General features: G+C 65.0%; 14 protein-coding genes. 13 read left to right on the forward strand and 1 reads right to left on the reverse strand.

Going from position 1 to position 16454, the window contains the following annotated elements; genetic code table 11:
• Positions 1 to 21: 21 nt before the first annotated feature.
• From carA to CFB47_RS07250, 5 genes are all read left to right on the forward strand, one after another.
• Positions 22 to 1167: a glutamine-hydrolyzing carbamoyl-phosphate synthase small subunit gene (gene carA / locus CFB47_RS07230; protein ID WP_041492797.1), complete on the forward strand. Its 1146-nt coding sequence runs from the start codon at positions 22 to 24 to the stop codon at positions 1165 to 1167.
• Between the two features lie 37 nt (positions 1168 to 1204).
• Positions 1205 to 1864 carry a leucine efflux protein LeuE gene (gene leuE / locus CFB47_RS07235; RefSeq protein ID WP_089460772.1) on the forward strand — a complete coding sequence of 220 codons (660 nt, stop codon included), beginning with the start codon at positions 1205 to 1207 and terminating at the stop codon, positions 1862 to 1864.
• Positions 1865 to 1913: 49 nt separating this feature from the next.
• A complete protein-coding gene (carB, locus tag CFB47_RS07240; RefSeq protein ID WP_089439702.1) occupies positions 1914 to 5168 on the forward strand; it encodes a carbamoyl-phosphate synthase large subunit in 3255 nt (1084 codons plus the stop codon).
• A gap of 118 nt (positions 5169 to 5286) precedes the next feature.
• Positions 5287 to 5763 carry a transcription elongation factor GreA gene (gene greA, locus CFB47_RS07245; RefSeq protein ID WP_057927897.1) on the forward strand — a complete coding sequence of 159 codons (477 nt, stop codon included), beginning with the start codon at positions 5287 to 5289 and terminating at the stop codon, positions 5761 to 5763.
• 14 nt (positions 5764 to 5777) lie between these two features.
• The gene (locus CFB47_RS07250) at positions 5778 to 6236 is read left to right on the forward strand and encodes a DUF4149 domain-containing protein (protein ID WP_021163361.1); all 459 of its coding nucleotides are present in this window, start codon (positions 5778 to 5780) and stop codon (positions 6234 to 6236) included.
• Between the two features lie 78 nt (positions 6237 to 6314).
• Here the strand turns inward: CFB47_RS07250 and CFB47_RS07255 are convergent, their stop codons facing one another.
• Positions 6315 to 6842, reverse strand: a complete 528-nt coding sequence (locus CFB47_RS07255) for a YhbY family RNA-binding protein (protein WP_089439703.1) — start codon at positions 6840 to 6842, stop codon at positions 6315 to 6317.
• Between the two features lie 193 nt (positions 6843 to 7035).
• On the opposite strand from CFB47_RS07255, the gene CFB47_RS07260 reads away from it, so the two are divergent.
• From CFB47_RS07260 to pstB, 8 genes are all read left to right on the forward strand, one after another.
• Complete coding sequence (locus CFB47_RS07260; RefSeq protein WP_046545366.1) at positions 7036 to 7698, forward strand: RlmE family RNA methyltransferase; 663 nt, start codon at positions 7036 to 7038, stop codon at positions 7696 to 7698.
• Positions 7699 to 7864: 166 nt separating this feature from the next.
• A complete protein-coding gene (gene ftsH, locus CFB47_RS07265; RefSeq protein ID WP_039347669.1) occupies positions 7865 to 9763 on the forward strand; it encodes an ATP-dependent zinc metalloprotease FtsH in 1899 nt (632 codons plus the stop codon).
• Between the two features lie 28 nt (positions 9764 to 9791).
• Entirely contained in the window at positions 9792 to 10733 is a 942-nt protein-coding gene (gene folP / locus CFB47_RS07270) for a dihydropteroate synthase (protein ID WP_089439704.1), read from the forward strand.
• Between the two features lie 28 nt (positions 10734 to 10761).
• Positions 10762 to 12117 (forward strand): phosphoglucosamine mutase, encoded by a 1356-nt coding sequence (glmM, locus tag CFB47_RS07275; RefSeq protein WP_089439705.1) that lies wholly within the window; start codon positions 10762 to 10764, stop codon positions 12115 to 12117.
• Between the two features lie 452 nt (positions 12118 to 12569).
• Complete coding sequence (gene pstS, locus CFB47_RS07285; RefSeq protein ID WP_089455968.1) at positions 12570 to 13604, forward strand: phosphate ABC transporter substrate-binding protein PstS; 1035 nt, start codon at positions 12570 to 12572, stop codon at positions 13602 to 13604.
• A gap of 94 nt (positions 13605 to 13698) precedes the next feature.
• Positions 13699 to 14685 (forward strand): phosphate ABC transporter permease PstC, encoded by a 987-nt coding sequence (gene pstC / locus CFB47_RS07290; RefSeq protein ID WP_089460773.1) that lies wholly within the window; start codon positions 13699 to 13701, stop codon positions 14683 to 14685.
• A complete protein-coding gene (gene pstA / locus CFB47_RS07295) occupies positions 14682 to 15575 on the forward strand; it encodes a phosphate ABC transporter permease PstA (RefSeq protein ID WP_089460774.1) in 894 nt (297 codons plus the stop codon). The genes pstC and pstA overlap by 4 nt, the downstream gene beginning before the upstream one ends.
• Before the next feature lie 15 nt (positions 15576 to 15590).
• Complete coding sequence (gene pstB, locus CFB47_RS07300; RefSeq protein ID WP_089425006.1) at positions 15591 to 16439, forward strand: phosphate ABC transporter ATP-binding protein PstB; 849 nt, start codon at positions 15591 to 15593, stop codon at positions 16437 to 16439.
• Positions 16440 to 16454 lie beyond the last annotated feature (15 nt).

Raw genomic sequence — 16454 nt, forward strand, 5'->3', positions numbered from 1 at the left:
GTGTTCCCCAAGGAGCCTCCCGTGTTGCCGTCTTTTACTCCCGCCTTGCTTGCACTCGCCGACGGCACGGTCTTTCGTGGTTATTCGATCGGGGCCGAAGGCCACACGATCGGCGAAGTCGTGTTCAATACCGCGATCACCGGCTATCAGGAAATCCTGACTGACCCGAGCTACTCGCGCCAGATCGTCACGCTGACCTACCCGCATATCGGCAACGTCGGCGTCAACGCCGAAGACGTCGAAGCCACGAAAGTCCATGCCGCCGGCCTGATCATCCGTGATCTGCCGTCGCTCGCATCCAACTTCCGCATGGATCGCACGCTCGGTGATTACCTGCGCGACGAAGGCGTCGTCGCGATCGCCGGCATCGACACCCGCAAGCTGACCCGTATCCTGCGCGACAAGGGCGCGCAGAACGGCTGCATCCTGACGGGCTCGGACGACGAAGCGAAGGCGATCGAACTCGCGCGCTCGTTCCCGGGTCTCGCGGGCATGGATCTCGCGAAGGTCGTGTCGACCACGAAGCCGTTCGAATGGAAGCAGACCGAATGGCGCCTCGAAGGCGGCTACGGCATGCAGGAAGCGCCGAAGTACCGCGTCGTCGCGTACGATTTCGGCGTCAAGTACAACATCCTGCGCATGCTCGCGGAGCGCGGCTGCCACGTGACGGTGCTGCCGGCACAGGCGAGCGCGGAAGATGCGCTCGCGCTGAATCCGGACGGCGTGTTCCTGTCGAACGGCCCCGGCGATCCGGAACCGTGCGACTACGCGATCGCGGCCACGAAGCAGTTCATCGAGCGCGGCGTGCCGACCTTCGGCATTTGCTTGGGTCACCAGATCATGGGCCTCGCGGTCGGCGCGAAGACGCTGAAGATGAAGACGGGCCACCACGGCGCGAACCACCCGGTGAAGGATCTCGGCGACGGTCGCGTGGTGATCACGTCGCAGAACCACGGCTTCGCGGTCGATGCGGATTCGCTGCCGGCCAACGCGCGCGTGACGCACGTGTCGCTGTTCGACGGCACGCTGCAGGGCTTCGAGCTGACCGACAAGCCGGCATTCTGCTTCCAGGGCCACCCGGAAGCGTCGCCCGGCCCGCACGACATCGGCTACCTGTTCGACCGTTTCACCGCGCTGATGGACGCGGCGAAGCAGCGCAACGCCTGACGTCAACGACGCAACCGAAGAACGGGAGATTCGCATCATGTTCGGCCACGCACTCGGCATCACGGATATCTGGACCTACGTGTTCGGCGTGATCTTCATCATCCTGCTGCCGGGGCCGAACTCGATGTACGTGCTGTCGCTCGCGGCGCAGCGCGGCGTGAAGGCCGGCTATCGCGCGGCGTGCGGGGTGTTCGTCGGCGACACGGTGCTGATGGTGCTGTCCGCCGCCGGCGTCGCGTCGCTGCTGAAGGCGAACCCGCTGCTGTTCTCGGTCGTCAAGTACGGCGGCGCCGCGTATCTGCTCTACATCGGCACCGGCATGCTGCGCAGCGCGTGGCAGAAGCTGCGCGCGCCGGCGAATGCGCCGGCCGATGCACCGCCTGCGGTCGACGGCGAGCGGCCGTTCCGCAAGGCGCTGATCGTGAGCCTGCTGAATCCGAAGGCGATCCTGTTCTTCATCTCGTTCTTCATCCAGTTCGTCGCCCCGGCATTCCCGCATCCCGCGCTGTCGTTCGTCGTGCTCGGGGCGATCGCGCAATGCGCGAGCTTCCTGTACCTGAGCACGCTGATCTTCGCGGGTGCGCGGCTTGCCGAGCACTTCCGCCGCCGCCGCAAGCTTGCAGCAGGCGCGGCGAGCAGCGTGGGCGGCCTGTTCATCGGATTCTCGGTGAAGCTCGCGCTCGCCACGATGAGCTGAGCGCAGCCGGCCGACCCACGACAACGATTACTTATTGAATTCACAAGCCATGCCAAAACGCACAGACATCAAGAGCATCCTCATCATCGGCGCCGGCCCGATCATCATCGGCCAGGCGTGCGAGTTCGACTATTCGGGCGCGCAGGCTTGCAAGGCGTTGCGTGAGGAGGGCTACAAGGTCGTTCTCGTCAACAGCAACCCTGCGACGATCATGACCGACCCGAACACGGCCGACGTGACCTACATCGAGCCGATCACGTGGGAAGTCGTCGCGCGCATCATCGAGAAGGAGCGCCCGGACGCGATCCTGCCGACGATGGGCGGCCAGACCGCGCTGAACTGCGCGCTCGACCTGCACCACCACGGCGTGCTCGAGAAGTTCGGCGTCGAGCTGATCGGCGCGTCGCCGGAAGCGATCGACAAGGCGGAAGACCGCCAGAAGTTCAAGGAAGCGATGACCAAGATCGGTCTCGGTTCCGCGAAGTCGGGCATCGCGCATTCGATGGAAGAAGCGACCCAGGTGCACGCCGAGATCATGGCGCTCACCGGCGGCAGCGGCTACCCGGTCGTGATCCGTCCGTCGTTCACGCTCGGCGGCTCGGGCGGCGGCATCGCCTACAACCGCGAAGAGTTCGAAGAGATCTGCAAGCGCGGCCTGGACCTCTCGCCCACGCGCGAGCTGCTGATCGAAGAATCGCTGCTCGGCTGGAAGGAATACGAGATGGAAGTCGTGCGCGACCGCGCCGACAACTGCATCATCGTCTGCTCGATCGAGAACCTCGACCCGATGGGCGTGCACACCGGCGACTCGATCACGGTCGCGCCGGCGCAGACGCTCACCGACAAGGAATACCAGATCCTGCGTAACGCATCGCTTGCGGTGCTGCGCGAGATCGGCGTCGACACGGGCGGCTCGAACGTGCAGTTCTCGATCAACCCGAAGGACGGCCGCATGGTCGTCATCGAGATGAACCCGCGCGTGTCGCGTTCGTCGGCGCTCGCGTCGAAGGCAACGGGCTTCCCGATCGCGAAGGTCGCGGCGAAGCTGGCGGTCGGCTACACGCTCGACGAGCTGAAGAACGAAATCACCGGCGGCCAGACCCCGGCGTCGTTCGAGCCGACGATCGACTACGTCGTCACGAAGATCCCGCGCTTCGCGTTCGAGAAATTCCGCGAAGCCGATTCGCGCCTGACCACGCAGATGAAGTCGGTCGGCGAAGTGATGGCGATCGGCCGCACGTTCCAGGAATCGTTCCAGAAGGCGCTGCGCGGCCTCGAAGTGGGCGTCGACGGTCTCGACGAGAAGTCGACCAACCGCGACGAGATCGCGATCGAGATCCACGAGCCGGGCCCGGACCGCATCTGGTACGTCGGCGATGCGTTCCGGATCGGCATGACGGCCCAGGAAATCTACGCGGAAACCGCGATCGACCCGTGGTTCCTCGAGCAGATCGAGCAGATCATCCTGAAGGAAAAGGCGCTCGGCGGCCGCACGCTCGCGTCGCTGTCGTTCGACGAACTGCGCTACCTGAAGCAGAGCGGCTTCTCCGACCGCCGCCTCGCGAAGCTGCTCGGCGCGACGCCGGAAGACGTCCGCAAGCGCCGCGTCGAACTCAACGTGCGCCCGGTCTACAAGCGCGTCGACACCTGCGCGGCCGAGTTCGCGACGAAAACCGCGTACATGTACTCGACCTATGAGGAAGAGTGCGAGGCGCAGCCGACCACCAACAAGAAGATCATGGTGCTGGGCGGCGGCCCGAACCGGATCGGCCAGGGCATCGAGTTCGACTACTGCTGCGTGCACGCGGCCCTCGCGATGCGCGAGGACGGTTACGAAACGATCATGGTCAACTGCAACCCGGAAACGGTGTCGACCGACTATGACACGTCCGACCGCCTGTACTTCGAGCCGCTGACGCTGGAAGACGTGCTCGAGATCGTCGACAAGGAAAAGCCGGTCGGCGTGATCGTCCAGTACGGCGGCCAGACGCCGCTGAAGCTCGCGCTCGACCTCGAGGCGCACGGTGTACCGATCGTCGGCACGTCGCCGGACATGATCGACGCAGCCGAAGACCGCGAACGCTTCCAGAAGCTGCTGCAGGACCTCGGCCTGCGCCAGCCGCCGAACCGCACCGCACGCGCCGAAGACGAAGCGCTCGCGCTCGCGGAAGAGATCGGCTATCCGCTGGTCGTGCGCCCGTCGTACGTGCTGGGCGGCCGCGCGATGGAAATCGTCCACGAGCCGCGCGACCTCGAGCGCTACATGCGCGAGGCCGTGAAGGTGTCGAACGATTCGCCGGTGCTGCTCGACCGCTTCCTGAACGACGCGATCGAGTGCGACGTCGACTGCATCTGCGACGGCGAAGCCGTGTTCATTGGCGGCGTGATGGAGCACATCGAGCAGGCGGGTGTCCACTCGGGCGACTCGGCATGCTCGCTGCCGCCGTACTCGCTGTCGAAGGAAACCGTGGCCGAGCTGAAGCGCCAGACTGGCGCGATGGCGAAGGCGCTGAACGTGGTCGGCCTGATGAACGTGCAGTTCGCGATCCAGCAGGTGCCGCAGGCGGACGGTTCGAAGCAGGACATCATCTACGTGCTGGAAGTGAACCCGCGCGCCTCGCGCACGGTGCCGTACGTGTCGAAGGCGACCAGCCTGCCGCTCGCGAAGATCGCGGCGCGTGCGATGGTCGGCCAGAAGCTCGCGCAGCAGGGCGTGACGAAGGAAGTCGAGCCGCCGTACTTCAGTGTGAAGGAAGCGGTGTTCCCGTTCGTCAAGTTCCCGACCGTCGATCCGGTCCTCGGGCCTGAAATGCGTTCGACCGGCGAAGTGATGGGTGTCGGCCAGACGTTCGGCGAAGCGCTGTTCAAGTCGCAGCTCGCGGCCGGCTCGCGCCTGCCGGAGTCGGGCACGGTGCTGCTGACCGTGATGGACGCCGACAAGCCGAAGGCGGTCGAAGTCGCGCGCATGCTGCACGACCTCGGCTACCCGATCGTCGCGACCAAGGGCACGGCTGCCGCGATCGAAGCGGCCGGCGTGCCGGTGAAGGTCGTGAACAAGGTGAAGGACGGCCGTCCGCACATCGTCGACATGATCAAGAACGGCGAGATCGCACTCGTGTTCACGACGGTCGACGAAACGCGCCAGGCGATCGCCGATTCGCGTTCGATCCGCATGAGCGCGCAGGCGCACAAGGTCACGTACTACACGACGATGTCGGGCGCGCGCGCGGCGGTTGAAGGCTTGCGCTACCTGAAGGATCTGGAAGTCTATGATTTACAAGGTCTTCACGCTCGCCTAAACTAAGCAGTCAGTTACCTGTCGAAGCAACACGTGCCGCGATTAGGCGGTGTTTCCAGTGCATCGGAAGCGCGCTTAATCGCGGTGATTTTTTTTAAAGCCGTTTTTAGCGATTGAGCCGTTTATGAGCACCATTCCGTTGACAAAGCGTGGCGCGGAACTCCTGCGCGATGAATTGCAGCGCCTCAAGTCCGTCGAGCGGCCGGCCGTGATCAACGCGATCGCGGAGGCCCGCGCACAGGGCGACCTGTCCGAAAACGCCGAATACGATGCCGCGAAGGAAAAGCAGGGCTTCATCGAGGGTCGTATCGCGGAACTCGAATCGAAGCTGTCGGCCGCGCAGGTTATCGATCCCACCGTGCTCGATGCCGAAGGCCGCGTGGTTTTCGCATCGACCGTCGAACTCGAGGATCTCGAGTCGGGCGACACCGTCAAGTACCAGATCGTCGGTGACGACGAAGCCGATATCGACCACGGCCTGATCTCGGTCAGCTCGCCGATCGCGCGCGCACTGATCGGCAAGTCCGAAGGCGACGTCGCGGCCGTGCAGGCGCCGAGCGGCGTGCGCGAGTACGAAATCATCTCGGTCAGCTACATCTGAAGCGGGGCGACGTGATGCCGCATCGCGTGTTCCGTCTGCTGTCGGCCGTGTGGGTCGGCAGCCTGCTGACGATCGGGTATGCGGTCGCGCCCGTGCTGTTCAAGACGCTGGAGCGGATGACGGCCGGTTCGGTCGCCGCCCAGCTGTTCCGTATCGAGGCGATCCTCGGTGTCGTGTGCGGCGTGCTGCTGCTCGCGTTGTCGAACCAGCAGGTGCGGCGCGGCAGCAGCGAATATCGCCGCGTGCGCTGGGTCGTCGCCGCGATGGTCGTGTGCGTGCTGGTCGGGTATTTCGCACTGCAGCCGTTCATGAATGCGCTGCGGGTGGCCGCGATGGACGCGGGCACCGATATCGCGAACTCGCCGTATGCGAGCCGTTTCGGGATGCTGCACGGCGTCTCGAGCGTGTTCTACCTCGTCGAGAGTGTGCTGGGGCTGATGCTGATCTGGCGTCTGCCGGCGCGCGACGCCTGACGCGAATGCCGCGCGGGCCCGGTCAAGGCCGGGCCCCCGGGCAGGGAGGCGGCACGGTGAGCCGTGCCGCCTCGATGCTTACTTGTCCTGGAACGGACGCTTCGTGCTGGCCTGGCGCTTCTTGGCGCGCTTCACGTTACCGCCGGCCGTCACGCGCTCGTTGCCGCGCACCGTGACCTTGACCGGCCGCGGGCGACGCACGGGGCTCGCGTTCGGCGATACCTTGACGACCTTGACGGTGCGCGGTGCACGGCCTTTCTTGTCGTCGACGGCTTCGGCCGCGCTGGGCACGGTGCCGGCACGACGACCGCGAGCCGGAGCCGCTGCGGCGGCTTCGGGCTTCCAGATCACCAGCAGCTTGCCGATGTGCTGGATCGGCGCCGCGCTCAGGCGGTCGCAGATCTCGTCGTAGATCGCGATGCGCTCGTCGCGCTCGTCGCCGAACACGCGGATCTTGATCAGCTGGTGCGCGTCGAGGTGCACCTTGATTTCCTTCAGCACGGCGTCGGTGAGCCCTTCGGCCCCGATCAGCACGACGGGCTTGAGCGCATGGGCCTGGGAGCGCAGCGCGGAGCGCTCGGCGGGAGAAAGCGAAAGGGCGGGCATGGAAATGTCGAAATCTAAATAAGGGCGCGCTGACTGAATAGCGATCGCGGGAAGTTACCGCGTCAGCCGTGCGCCGAAACCACGTAAAATCGCGGCTTGGGCCTGAAAAGGGGCCGCAGCCGCGCGAAGAAGACGCGTATTATCCGCTAAAAGCGCGGCTTCACGAAGCAATGGGCAGCAATCTCTCTCTCGAATGGCAAAAAACCGCTTCAACCAGCACTGGCTGCACGACCACATCAACGACCCGTACGTCAAAATGGCGCAGCGGGAGGGCTATCGCGCGCGCGCCGCGTACAAGCTGAAGGAAATCGACGAGCAGGACAAGCTGATCCGTCCGGGCCAGGTGATCGTCGACCTCGGCGCGACGCCGGGCAGCTGGAGCCAGTATGCCCGCAACAAGCTCGCGCAGGGCAAGAAGCGTGACGCGGAACGCGAAGGCGGCATCGACGGCACGATCGTGGCGCTCGACATCCTGCCGATGGAGCCGATCGCCGACGTTCACTTCCTGCAGGGCGACTTCCGCGAGGACGAAGTCCTTCACCAGCTCGAAGAAGTGCTCGAAGGGCGCGCGGTGGACCTTGTTATTTCCGACATGGCCCCCAACCTCTCTGGCGTGGCCTCGGCAGACGCGGCGCGCATCGAGCATCTGTGCGATCTGGCGCTCGAATTTGCGCAGAATCATCTGAAGCCGGATGGTGCGCTGCTCGTGAAATGCTTTCACGGCAGCGGCTACAGCCAGATCGTCGAGAAATTCAAACAGCAGTTTAAGACCGTCGCGCCGCGCAAGCCGAAGGCGTCCCGCGACAAATCGTCCGAAACGTTCATTTTGGGTCGGCATCTGAAACGTCCGCGCTGATGCGCAGCGAGGTGCCGCAAACGGGCTCCGGCCCTTGCCAGACAAGCGAAGCGCTATCGCGGCGGTTGTCAATGCTTATGGCGAGGGTGGTCGGACTGGATTAGAATGACCGAGGGGCGCCGCAAGGAAAATGTAGGCGCTCGTCTACGAGTGAAGGAGTGGTGCTTTGAACAACAATATGTTTTCGAAGGCAGCGGTGTGGCTGGTGATCGCACTGGTGCTGTTTACGGTGTTCAAGCAGTTCGACAAGCCCCGCGTCCAGGAAGGCGTGTCCTATTCGCAGTTCATGGACGACGCCAAGAACGGCAAGGTCAAGAACGTCATCGTTCAGGGGCGCAACCTCACCGTCACTCCGGCTGATGGCCAGAAATACCAGATCGTGTCGCCCGGCGACATCTGGATGGTTGGCGATCTGATGAAGTACGGCGTGCAGGTCAGCGGCAAGGCCGACGACGAGCCGAACGCGCTGATGTCCGCGTTGTACTACCTCGGGCCGACGATCCTGATCATCGTGTTCTGGTTCTACATGATGAGGCAGATGCAGGGGGGCGGCAAAGGCGGCGCATTCTCGTTCGGGAAATCGCGCGCGCGGCTGATCGACGAGAACAACAACGCGGTGAACTTCTCCGACGTCGCGGGCTGCGACGAAGCGAAGGAGGAAGTGTCCGAGCTCGTCGACTTCCTGCGCGATCCGCAGAAATTCCAGAAGCTGGGCGGCCGCATTCCGCGTGGCGTGCTGCTGGTCGGCCCTCCGGGTACCGGCAAGACGCTGCTGGCCCGCGCGATCGCGGGTGAAGCGAAGGTCCCGTTCTTCAGCATCTCGGGTTCGGACTTCGTCGAAATGTTCGTCGGTGTCGGCGCGGCGCGTGTGCGCGACATGTTCGAGCAGGCGAAGAAGCATGCACCGTGTATCGTGTTCATCGACGAAATCGACGCGGTCGGCCGTCATCGCGGCGCCGGCATGGGCGGCGGTAACGACGAGCGCGAACAGACGCTGAACCAGATGCTCGTCGAGATGGACGGCTTCGAGGCGAACTCGGGCGTGATCGTGATCGCCGCGACCAACCGTTCCGACGTGCTCGACAAGGCGCTGCTGCGTCCGGGCCGTTTCGACCGCCAGGTCTACGTCGGTCTGCCGGACATCCGCGGCCGCGAACAGATCATGCGTGTGCACCTGCGCAAGGTGCCGATCGCGAACGACGTCGATGCGGCAGTCATCGCACGCGGCACGCCGGGCTTCTCGGGCGCCGATCTCGCGAACCTCGTGAACGAGGCTGCGCTGTTCGCCGCACGTCGCGGCAAGCGCATCGTCGAGATGCAGGATTTCGAAGACGCGAAGGACAAGATCTTCATGGGTCCGGAGCGCAAGTCGGCCGTGATCCGCGAAGAAGCGAAGCGTGCGACCGCTTATCACGAGTCGGGCCACGCGGTGATCGCGAAGCTGCTGCCGAAGGCGGACCCCGTGCACAAGGTCACGATCATCCCGCGCGGTCGCGCGCTGGGTGTCACGTGGCAGTTGCCGGAGCATGACAACGAAACGTACTCGAAGGACTACCTGATGGACCGCCTTGCGATCCTGTTCGGTGGCCGGGTGGCGGAAGAGCTGTTCATGAACCTCGTCAGCACCGGCGCATCGGACGACTTCAACAAGGCGACGCAGACGGCGCGTGCGATGGTGGCCCGTTTCGGCATGACCGACGCGCTCGGGCCGATGGTCTACGTCGACGACGAAAACGATGCATCGCCGTTCGGCCGCGGCTTCACGCGCACGATCTCGGAAGCGACGCAGCAGAAGGTCGATTCGGAAATCCGCCGTGTGCTCGACGAACAGTACGGCCTTGCGCGCCGCCTGCTCGAAGAGAACCGCGACAAGGTCGAAGCGATGACCGCCGCGCTGATGGAGTGGGAGACGATCGATGCCGATCAGATCAACGACATCATGGAAGGCCGTCCGCCGCGCTCCCCGAAGAGCTCGCCGGCTGTCGGCGGCGATTCGTCGGGTGGTGGCAGCAGCGCCGAGGTGAAGCCCGCCAACGCGCCGGCGCCTGCTTCGCCGGCGGCATAATCTCCGCTTTAGCGCCGTTCACGGGCTGGTGTGGCTTCACACCGGCCCGTTTTGCATTCAATCACGCCAGTTGCTCGTGTCCGATTCCGCTGTTTCCCCATTCATTCCCGCGCCGCTCCGGTGCGGCCGCTTCGAACTGACGTTCGAACGCCCGCTCGTGATGGGCATCCTCAACGCCACGCCCGATTCGTTCTCCGACGGCGGCCGCTTCCTCGCGCGCGACGATGCGCTGCGCCAGGCCGAGCGAATGATTGCCGAAGGCGTCGACCTTCTCGATATCGGCGGCGAATCGACGCGCCCCGGCGCGCCGCCCGTGCCGCTCGACGAGGAACTCGCACGCGTGATCCCGCTCGTCGAAGCGCTGCGGCCGCTGAACGTGCCGCTGTCGATCGATACCTACAAGCCGGCCGTGATGCGAGCCGCGCTGGCCGCCGGCGCCGACCTGATCAACGACATCTGGGGGTTCCGCCAGCCCGGCGCGATCGACGCGGTGCGCGACGGCAACTGCGGGCTGTGTGCGATGCACATGCTGGGTGAGCCGCAGACGATGCAGGTTGGCGAACCCGATTACGGCGACGTCGTGACCGACGTGCGCGATTTTCTCGCCGAGCGCGCGCAGGCGCTGCGCGATGCGGGGATTGCGCCGGAGCGGATCTGCGTCGATCCCGGTTTCGGATTCGGCAAGGCGGTCGTCGACGACAACTATGCGTTGCTGGCCGCGTTGCCGGACACGGCACCCGTGCGGCCCGACGGCCGCGCGTATCCGATCCTCGCGGGCATGTCGCGCAAGTCGATGCTCGGCGCGGTGATCGGCGGCAAGCCGCCGATGGAGCGCGTCGCGGCGAGCGTGGCGGCCGCGGTGTGCGCGGTCGAGCGTGGGGCGGCGATCGTGCGCGTGCACGACGTCGCGGCAACGGTCGACGCGCTGAAAATCTTGAATGCCGTGCGCGAAGCCGCGCGGCAACGATAAAGCAGAAGACGAAGGAGGAAGGTTCACCATGGGACGTCGATATTTCGGCACGGACGGCATTCGCGGTACGGTGGGCGAGGCGCCCATCACGCCGGATTTCGTGTTGCGTCTCGGCTACGCAGCCGGCAAGGTACTGGCCAGCTCGGCCGATGTCGCGGCAGGCTCGCGCCCGACCGTGCTGATCGGCAAGGACACGCGCGTATCCGGCTACATGCTCGAAGCCGCGCTCGAGGCCGGGTTCTCGGCGGCCGGCGTCGACGTGATGCTGGCCGGCCCGATGCCGACGCCGGGCGTCGCGTACCTGACGCGCGCGCTGCGCCTGTCGGCGGGCGTCGTGATCAGCGCATCGCACAATCCCTATCACGACAACGGGATCAAGTTTTTCTCCGCCGACGGCAACAAGCTGCCCGACGACACCGAAGCCGCGATCGAAGCGTGGCTCGACAAGCCGCTCGAGTGCGCATCGTCCGACGGTCTCGGCAAGGCGCGCCGCCTTGACGACGCGGCCGGCCGCTACATCGAGTTCTGCAAGAGCACGTTCCCTGCCGCGTTCAACCTGCGCGGGCTGAAGCTCGTGATCGACTGCGCACACGGTGCCGCGTACCAGATCGCGCCGCACGTGTTCCACGAACTCGGCGCGGACGTGATTCCGATCGGGGTCGCGCCGAACGGCTTCAACATCAACGATGGTGTCGGTGCGACCGCGCCGGACGCGCTGGTGCGCGCGGTGCGTGCGAACCACGCCGATCTCGGCATTGCGCTCGACGGCGATGCCGACCGCCTGCAAGTGGTCGACGCCACCGGTCGCCTGTACAACGGCGACGAGCTGCTCTACGTGCTCGTGAAGGACCGGATCGCGACCGACGGCAAGGTCGAAGGCGCGGTCGGCACGCTGATGACGAACCTCGCGGTCGAAGTCGCGCTGCAGCGCGAGGGCGTGAAGTTCGTCCGCGCGGCGGTCGGCGATCGCTACGTGCTCGAGCAGCTGCGCGAGCACGGCTGGCAGCTCGGCGCGGAAGGCTCGGGCCACATCCTGTCGCTCGACCGCCACTCGACCGGCGACGGCATCGTGTCGGCACTGCTCGTGCTGGCCGCGCTGAAGCGCAGCGGCAAGACCCTCGCGCAGATGCTCGACGGCGTCACGCTGTTCCCGCAGAAGCTGATCAACGTGCGGATGAAGCCGGGTGCCGACTGGAAGGGCAGCACGTCGATTCGCGCCGCGATCGACGCGGCCGAAGCCGCGCTCGCCGGCAGCGGCCGCGTGCTGATCCGCGCATCGGGCACGGAGCCCGTGCTGCGTGTGATGGTCGAAGCACAGCAGGCGGCCGACGCGGTGCGCCATGCGGAGACGATCGCCGACGCGGTGCGCGCGGCCACGACCTGACGCGCGGGCCCGGCGTGTCAGGTCAAACACCTGCGCGCCGGTGTTCCGGTGAACCCGCACACGGCGCCTTCCGGGCGCCGTGATTTCGTCAGACGCAAAGGTTTGCGATACCTATAAAGAGAAGGGCGCGTCGCCCCCGCAATCCAGGATCGAAAAATCGTCAGACCCCTGATATCGGGCCAGTCACAAGCGGGCTTTCCGTGGCGCAGACACTGCGCTACGATCCGCTCGCACCGATGTAAATCGGGAAGTCTCCCGTCCCTGCCAGGCAGGCAATTCTTGCCGCCGCCACCGTTCCGGCGCCGTCCGGGCGCCGTGCCCGCCGCACCCGATACTCCCTTTCAACCAGTCATGTTACTGTCACGCCAGTTTCATCGATTGTCACATTACCGTCATGAGGAGCCCCTAACCTTCGCGGTGCCGTAGTCATCCGCTCACACACTGGAGGTCTCATGAAATTGATGCAAACCGCGATTGCCGGCCTGGCTGGCGCGCTTTTCGCCGTCGCCGCCCACGCTGCCGACATCACGGGCGCAGGCAGCACGTTCGCGATGCCGATCTATACGAAATGGGCTGCTGACTACCAGCAGACCGGCGGCGCGAAGGTCAACTATCAAGGCATCGGCTCGTCGGGCGGCCTGAAGCAGATCGTCGCGAAGACGGTCGATTTTGCCGGCTCGGACGCTCCGCTGAAGGATGAAGAGCTCGCGAAGGAAGGCCTGTTCCAGTTCCCGACGGTGGTCGGCGGCGTGGTGCCGGTCATCAACGTGCCGGGCGTGAAGCCGGGTGAACTGACGCTGTCGGGCCCGGTGCTCGGCGACATCTACCTCGGCAAGATCAAGAAGTGGAACGACCCGGCGATCGCCGCGCTGAACCCGAAGGTCAAGCTGCCGGACACGGACATCGCCGTGGTTCGCCGCGCTGACGGCTCGGGCACGAGCTTCATCTGGACGAACTACCTGTCGAAGGTGAACGACGAGTGGAAGTCGAAGGTCGGCGAAGGCACGACGGTCAACTGGCCGACGGGCACGGGCGGCAAGGGCAACGACGGCGTCGCAGCGTTCGTGCAACGCCTGCCGGGCGCGGTCGGCTACGTCGAATGGGCGTACGCGAAGAAGAACAACATGGTCTACACGGCCCTGAAGAACTCGACGGGCACGGTGGTCGAGCCGAAGACGGAAACGTTCAAGGCCGCTGCTGCTGGCGCGAACTGGTCGAAATCGTTCTACCAGATCCTGACGAACCAGCCGGGCAAGGAAGCATGGCCGGTCGTCGGCGCGACGTTCGTGCTGCTGCACGCGAAGCAGGACAAGCCGGAGCAGGGCGTGGAAACGCTGAAGTTCTTCAGCTGGGCGTTCAAGAACGGCGAGAAGGCTGCTGACAGCCTCGACTACATCTCGCTGCCGCCGGCAGTCGAAGCGGAAATCCGCAAGCAGTGGAAGGTCAAGGTGACGGACGCTTCGGGCAAGCCGGTCGCCGCGGAGTAAGCATTGCAGCGGTTCGCTGCCCGGCCGTGCCGGTCGGGCAGTGTGTGCGGTAAAGCCGGGCGTTACGGCGCCCGGCAATCAAAAGCAGGCACCCATGTCTGATATTTCCTATACGTCCTCACGGTCCGCCGACGTTGCGCAGCAACGCGCGCCGAGCCGCCTCGGGGATGTCGTATTCGGCGGTCTTGCACGGCTTGCCGCCATCGTGACCCTGCTGCTGCTCGGCGGGATCATCGTTTCCCTGATCATCGCGTCGCTGCCGACCATCCAGAAGTTCGGCCTCGGCTTCCTGTGGCAATCCGAGTGGGATCCCAACTCGGACATCTACGGCGCGCTCGTACCGATCTACGGCACGATCGTGACGTCGGTCATCGCGCTCGTCATCGCCGTGCCGGTCAGCTTCGGCATCGCCCTGTTCCTCACCGAGCTGTCGCCCGTGTGGCTGCGCCGCCCGCTCGGCATCGCGATCGAGCTGCTCGCCGCGATTCCGTCGATCGTGTACGGCATGTGGGGCCTGCTCGTGTTCGCGCCGATCTTCGCGGAGTATTTCCAGAAGCCGATCGGCCGCCTGTTCAAGGACGTGTGGGTGCTCGGCCCGCTGACCTCGGGCCCGCCGATCGGTATCGGCATCCTGGCCGCCGGCGTGATCCTCGCGATCATGATCATCCCGTACATCGCATCGGTGATGCGTGACGTGTTCGAAGTCACGCCCGTGCTGCTGAAGGAATCGGCGTACGGGATCGGCTGCACGACCTGGGAAGTAATGTGGAAAGTCGTGCTGCCCTATACGAAGACCGGCGTGATCGGCGGCGTGATGCTCGGCCTCGGCCGCGCGCTCGGCGAGACGATGGCCGTGACTTTCGTGATCGGCAATACGAACCTGCTCGACAGCGTGTCGCTGTTCGCACCGGGCAACAGCATCACGTCGGCGCTCGCGAACGAATTCGCGGAAGCGCAACCGGGCCTGCATACGTCCGCGCTGATGGAACTGGGCCTGATCCTGTTCGTGATCACGTTCATCGTACTGTCCATCTCCAAACTGCTGCTGCTTCGTCTCGAGAAGGGAGAGGGCAAGAAATGAGCGAGCCCATCATGAATTTCCCGGGTCCGGACGGCGCCGTGCTCGACGCGATGCGCAACCGCCTGCAGCGCAAGCGCAAGGCCGTCAACGCGATCGCGCTCACCGCGTCGCTCGGTGCGATGGCATTCGGCCTCTTGTGGCTCGTGTGGATTCTCTACACGACGGTGCATCTCGGCGTCGGCGGCCTGTCGCTGCAACTGTTCACGGAATCGACGCCGGCACCGAACACGGAAGGCGGCGGTCTCGCGAACGCGATCGTCGGCAGCTTGCTGCTGTGCGGTTTCGGCACGCTGGTCGGCACGCCGATCGGCATCCTCGCCGGTGTCTACCTTGCCGAATACGGCCAGAAGAACCTGCTGGCGAGCACGATCCGCTTCATCAACGACATCCTGCTGTCCGCGCCGTCGATCGTCATCGGCCTGTTCGTGTACGCGATCGTCGTTGCAAAGTCGGGGCGCTTCTCGGGCTGGGCCGGCGTGATCGCGCTCGCGCTGCTGCAGATTCCGATCGTGATCCGCACGACCGAGAACATGCTGAAGCTCGTGCCGAACGCGCTGCGCGAAGCGGCCTTCGCGCTCGGCACGCCGAAGTGGCGCATGGTGCTGAAGATCACGCTGCGCGCGTCGGTCGGCGGGATCATCACGGGCGTGCTGCTCGCCGTCGCGCGGATCGCCGGCGAAACGGCGCCGCTGCTGTTCACCGCGCTGTCGAACCAGTTCTTCTCGGTCGACATGAGCCAGCCGATGGCGAATCTGCCCGTCACGATCTACAAGTTCGCGATGAGCCCGTTCGCGGAATGGCAGTCGCTCGCCTGGGCGGGCGTGTTCCTGATCACGCTCGGGGTGCTCGGACTCAACATCCTGGCGCGCTCGATCTTCTCGAAAAAGTAACGGCGGAGCAATCCGATGAATATGGCAGAAAGCCACCTGAATCCCGTCGAGCGCACCGCTGCGCCCGCCGGCACGCACGACGCGGCGCACGGCCGTCCGCTCGAGCCGCTGAACGCGAAGATCGAGGTCAACAACCTCAACTTCTTCTACAACAAGTTCCACGCGCTGAAGAACATCAACCTGAGCATTCCCGAAGGGAAAGTGACGGCGTTCATCGGCCCGTCGGGCTGCGGCAAGTCGACGCTGCTGCGCACGTTCAACAAGATGTTCGCGCTCTATCCGGAGCAGCGCGCCGAAGGCGAAATCCTGATGGACGGCGAGAACCTGCTGACGACGAAGCGCGACATCTCGCTGCTGCGCGCGCGGATCGGCATGGTGTTCCAGAAGCCGACCCCGTTCCCGATGTCGATCTACGACAACATCGCGTTCGGCGTGAAGATGTTCGAAAAGCTCACGCGCTCGGAAATGGACGATCGCGTCGAGTGGGCGCTCACGAAGGCCGCGCTGTGGAACGAAGTGAAGGACAAGCTGAGCCAGAGCGGCTACGGCCTCTCGGGCGGCCAGCAGCAGCGTCTGTGCATCGCGCGCGGCATCGCGATCCGTCCGGAAGTGCTGCTGCTCGATGAACCGTGCTCGGCGCTCGACCCGATTTCGACGGGCCGCATCGAAGAGCTGATCGCGGAGCTCAAGAGCGACTACACGGTCGTGATCGTCACGCACAACATGCAGCAGGCCGCACGCTGCTCGGATTTCACGGCTTACATGTACCTGGGCGAGCTGATCGAATTCGGCGAGACCGAAAAGATCTTCATCAAGCCGGTGCGCAAGGAAACGGAAGACTACATCACCGGCCGCTTCGGCTGATGACGGAGAACAACA

It is taken from the genome of Burkholderia sp. AU27893 (assembly GCF_002223205.1).
In the GTDB taxonomy this organism is placed as follows: domain Bacteria; phylum Pseudomonadota; class Gammaproteobacteria; order Burkholderiales; family Burkholderiaceae; genus Burkholderia.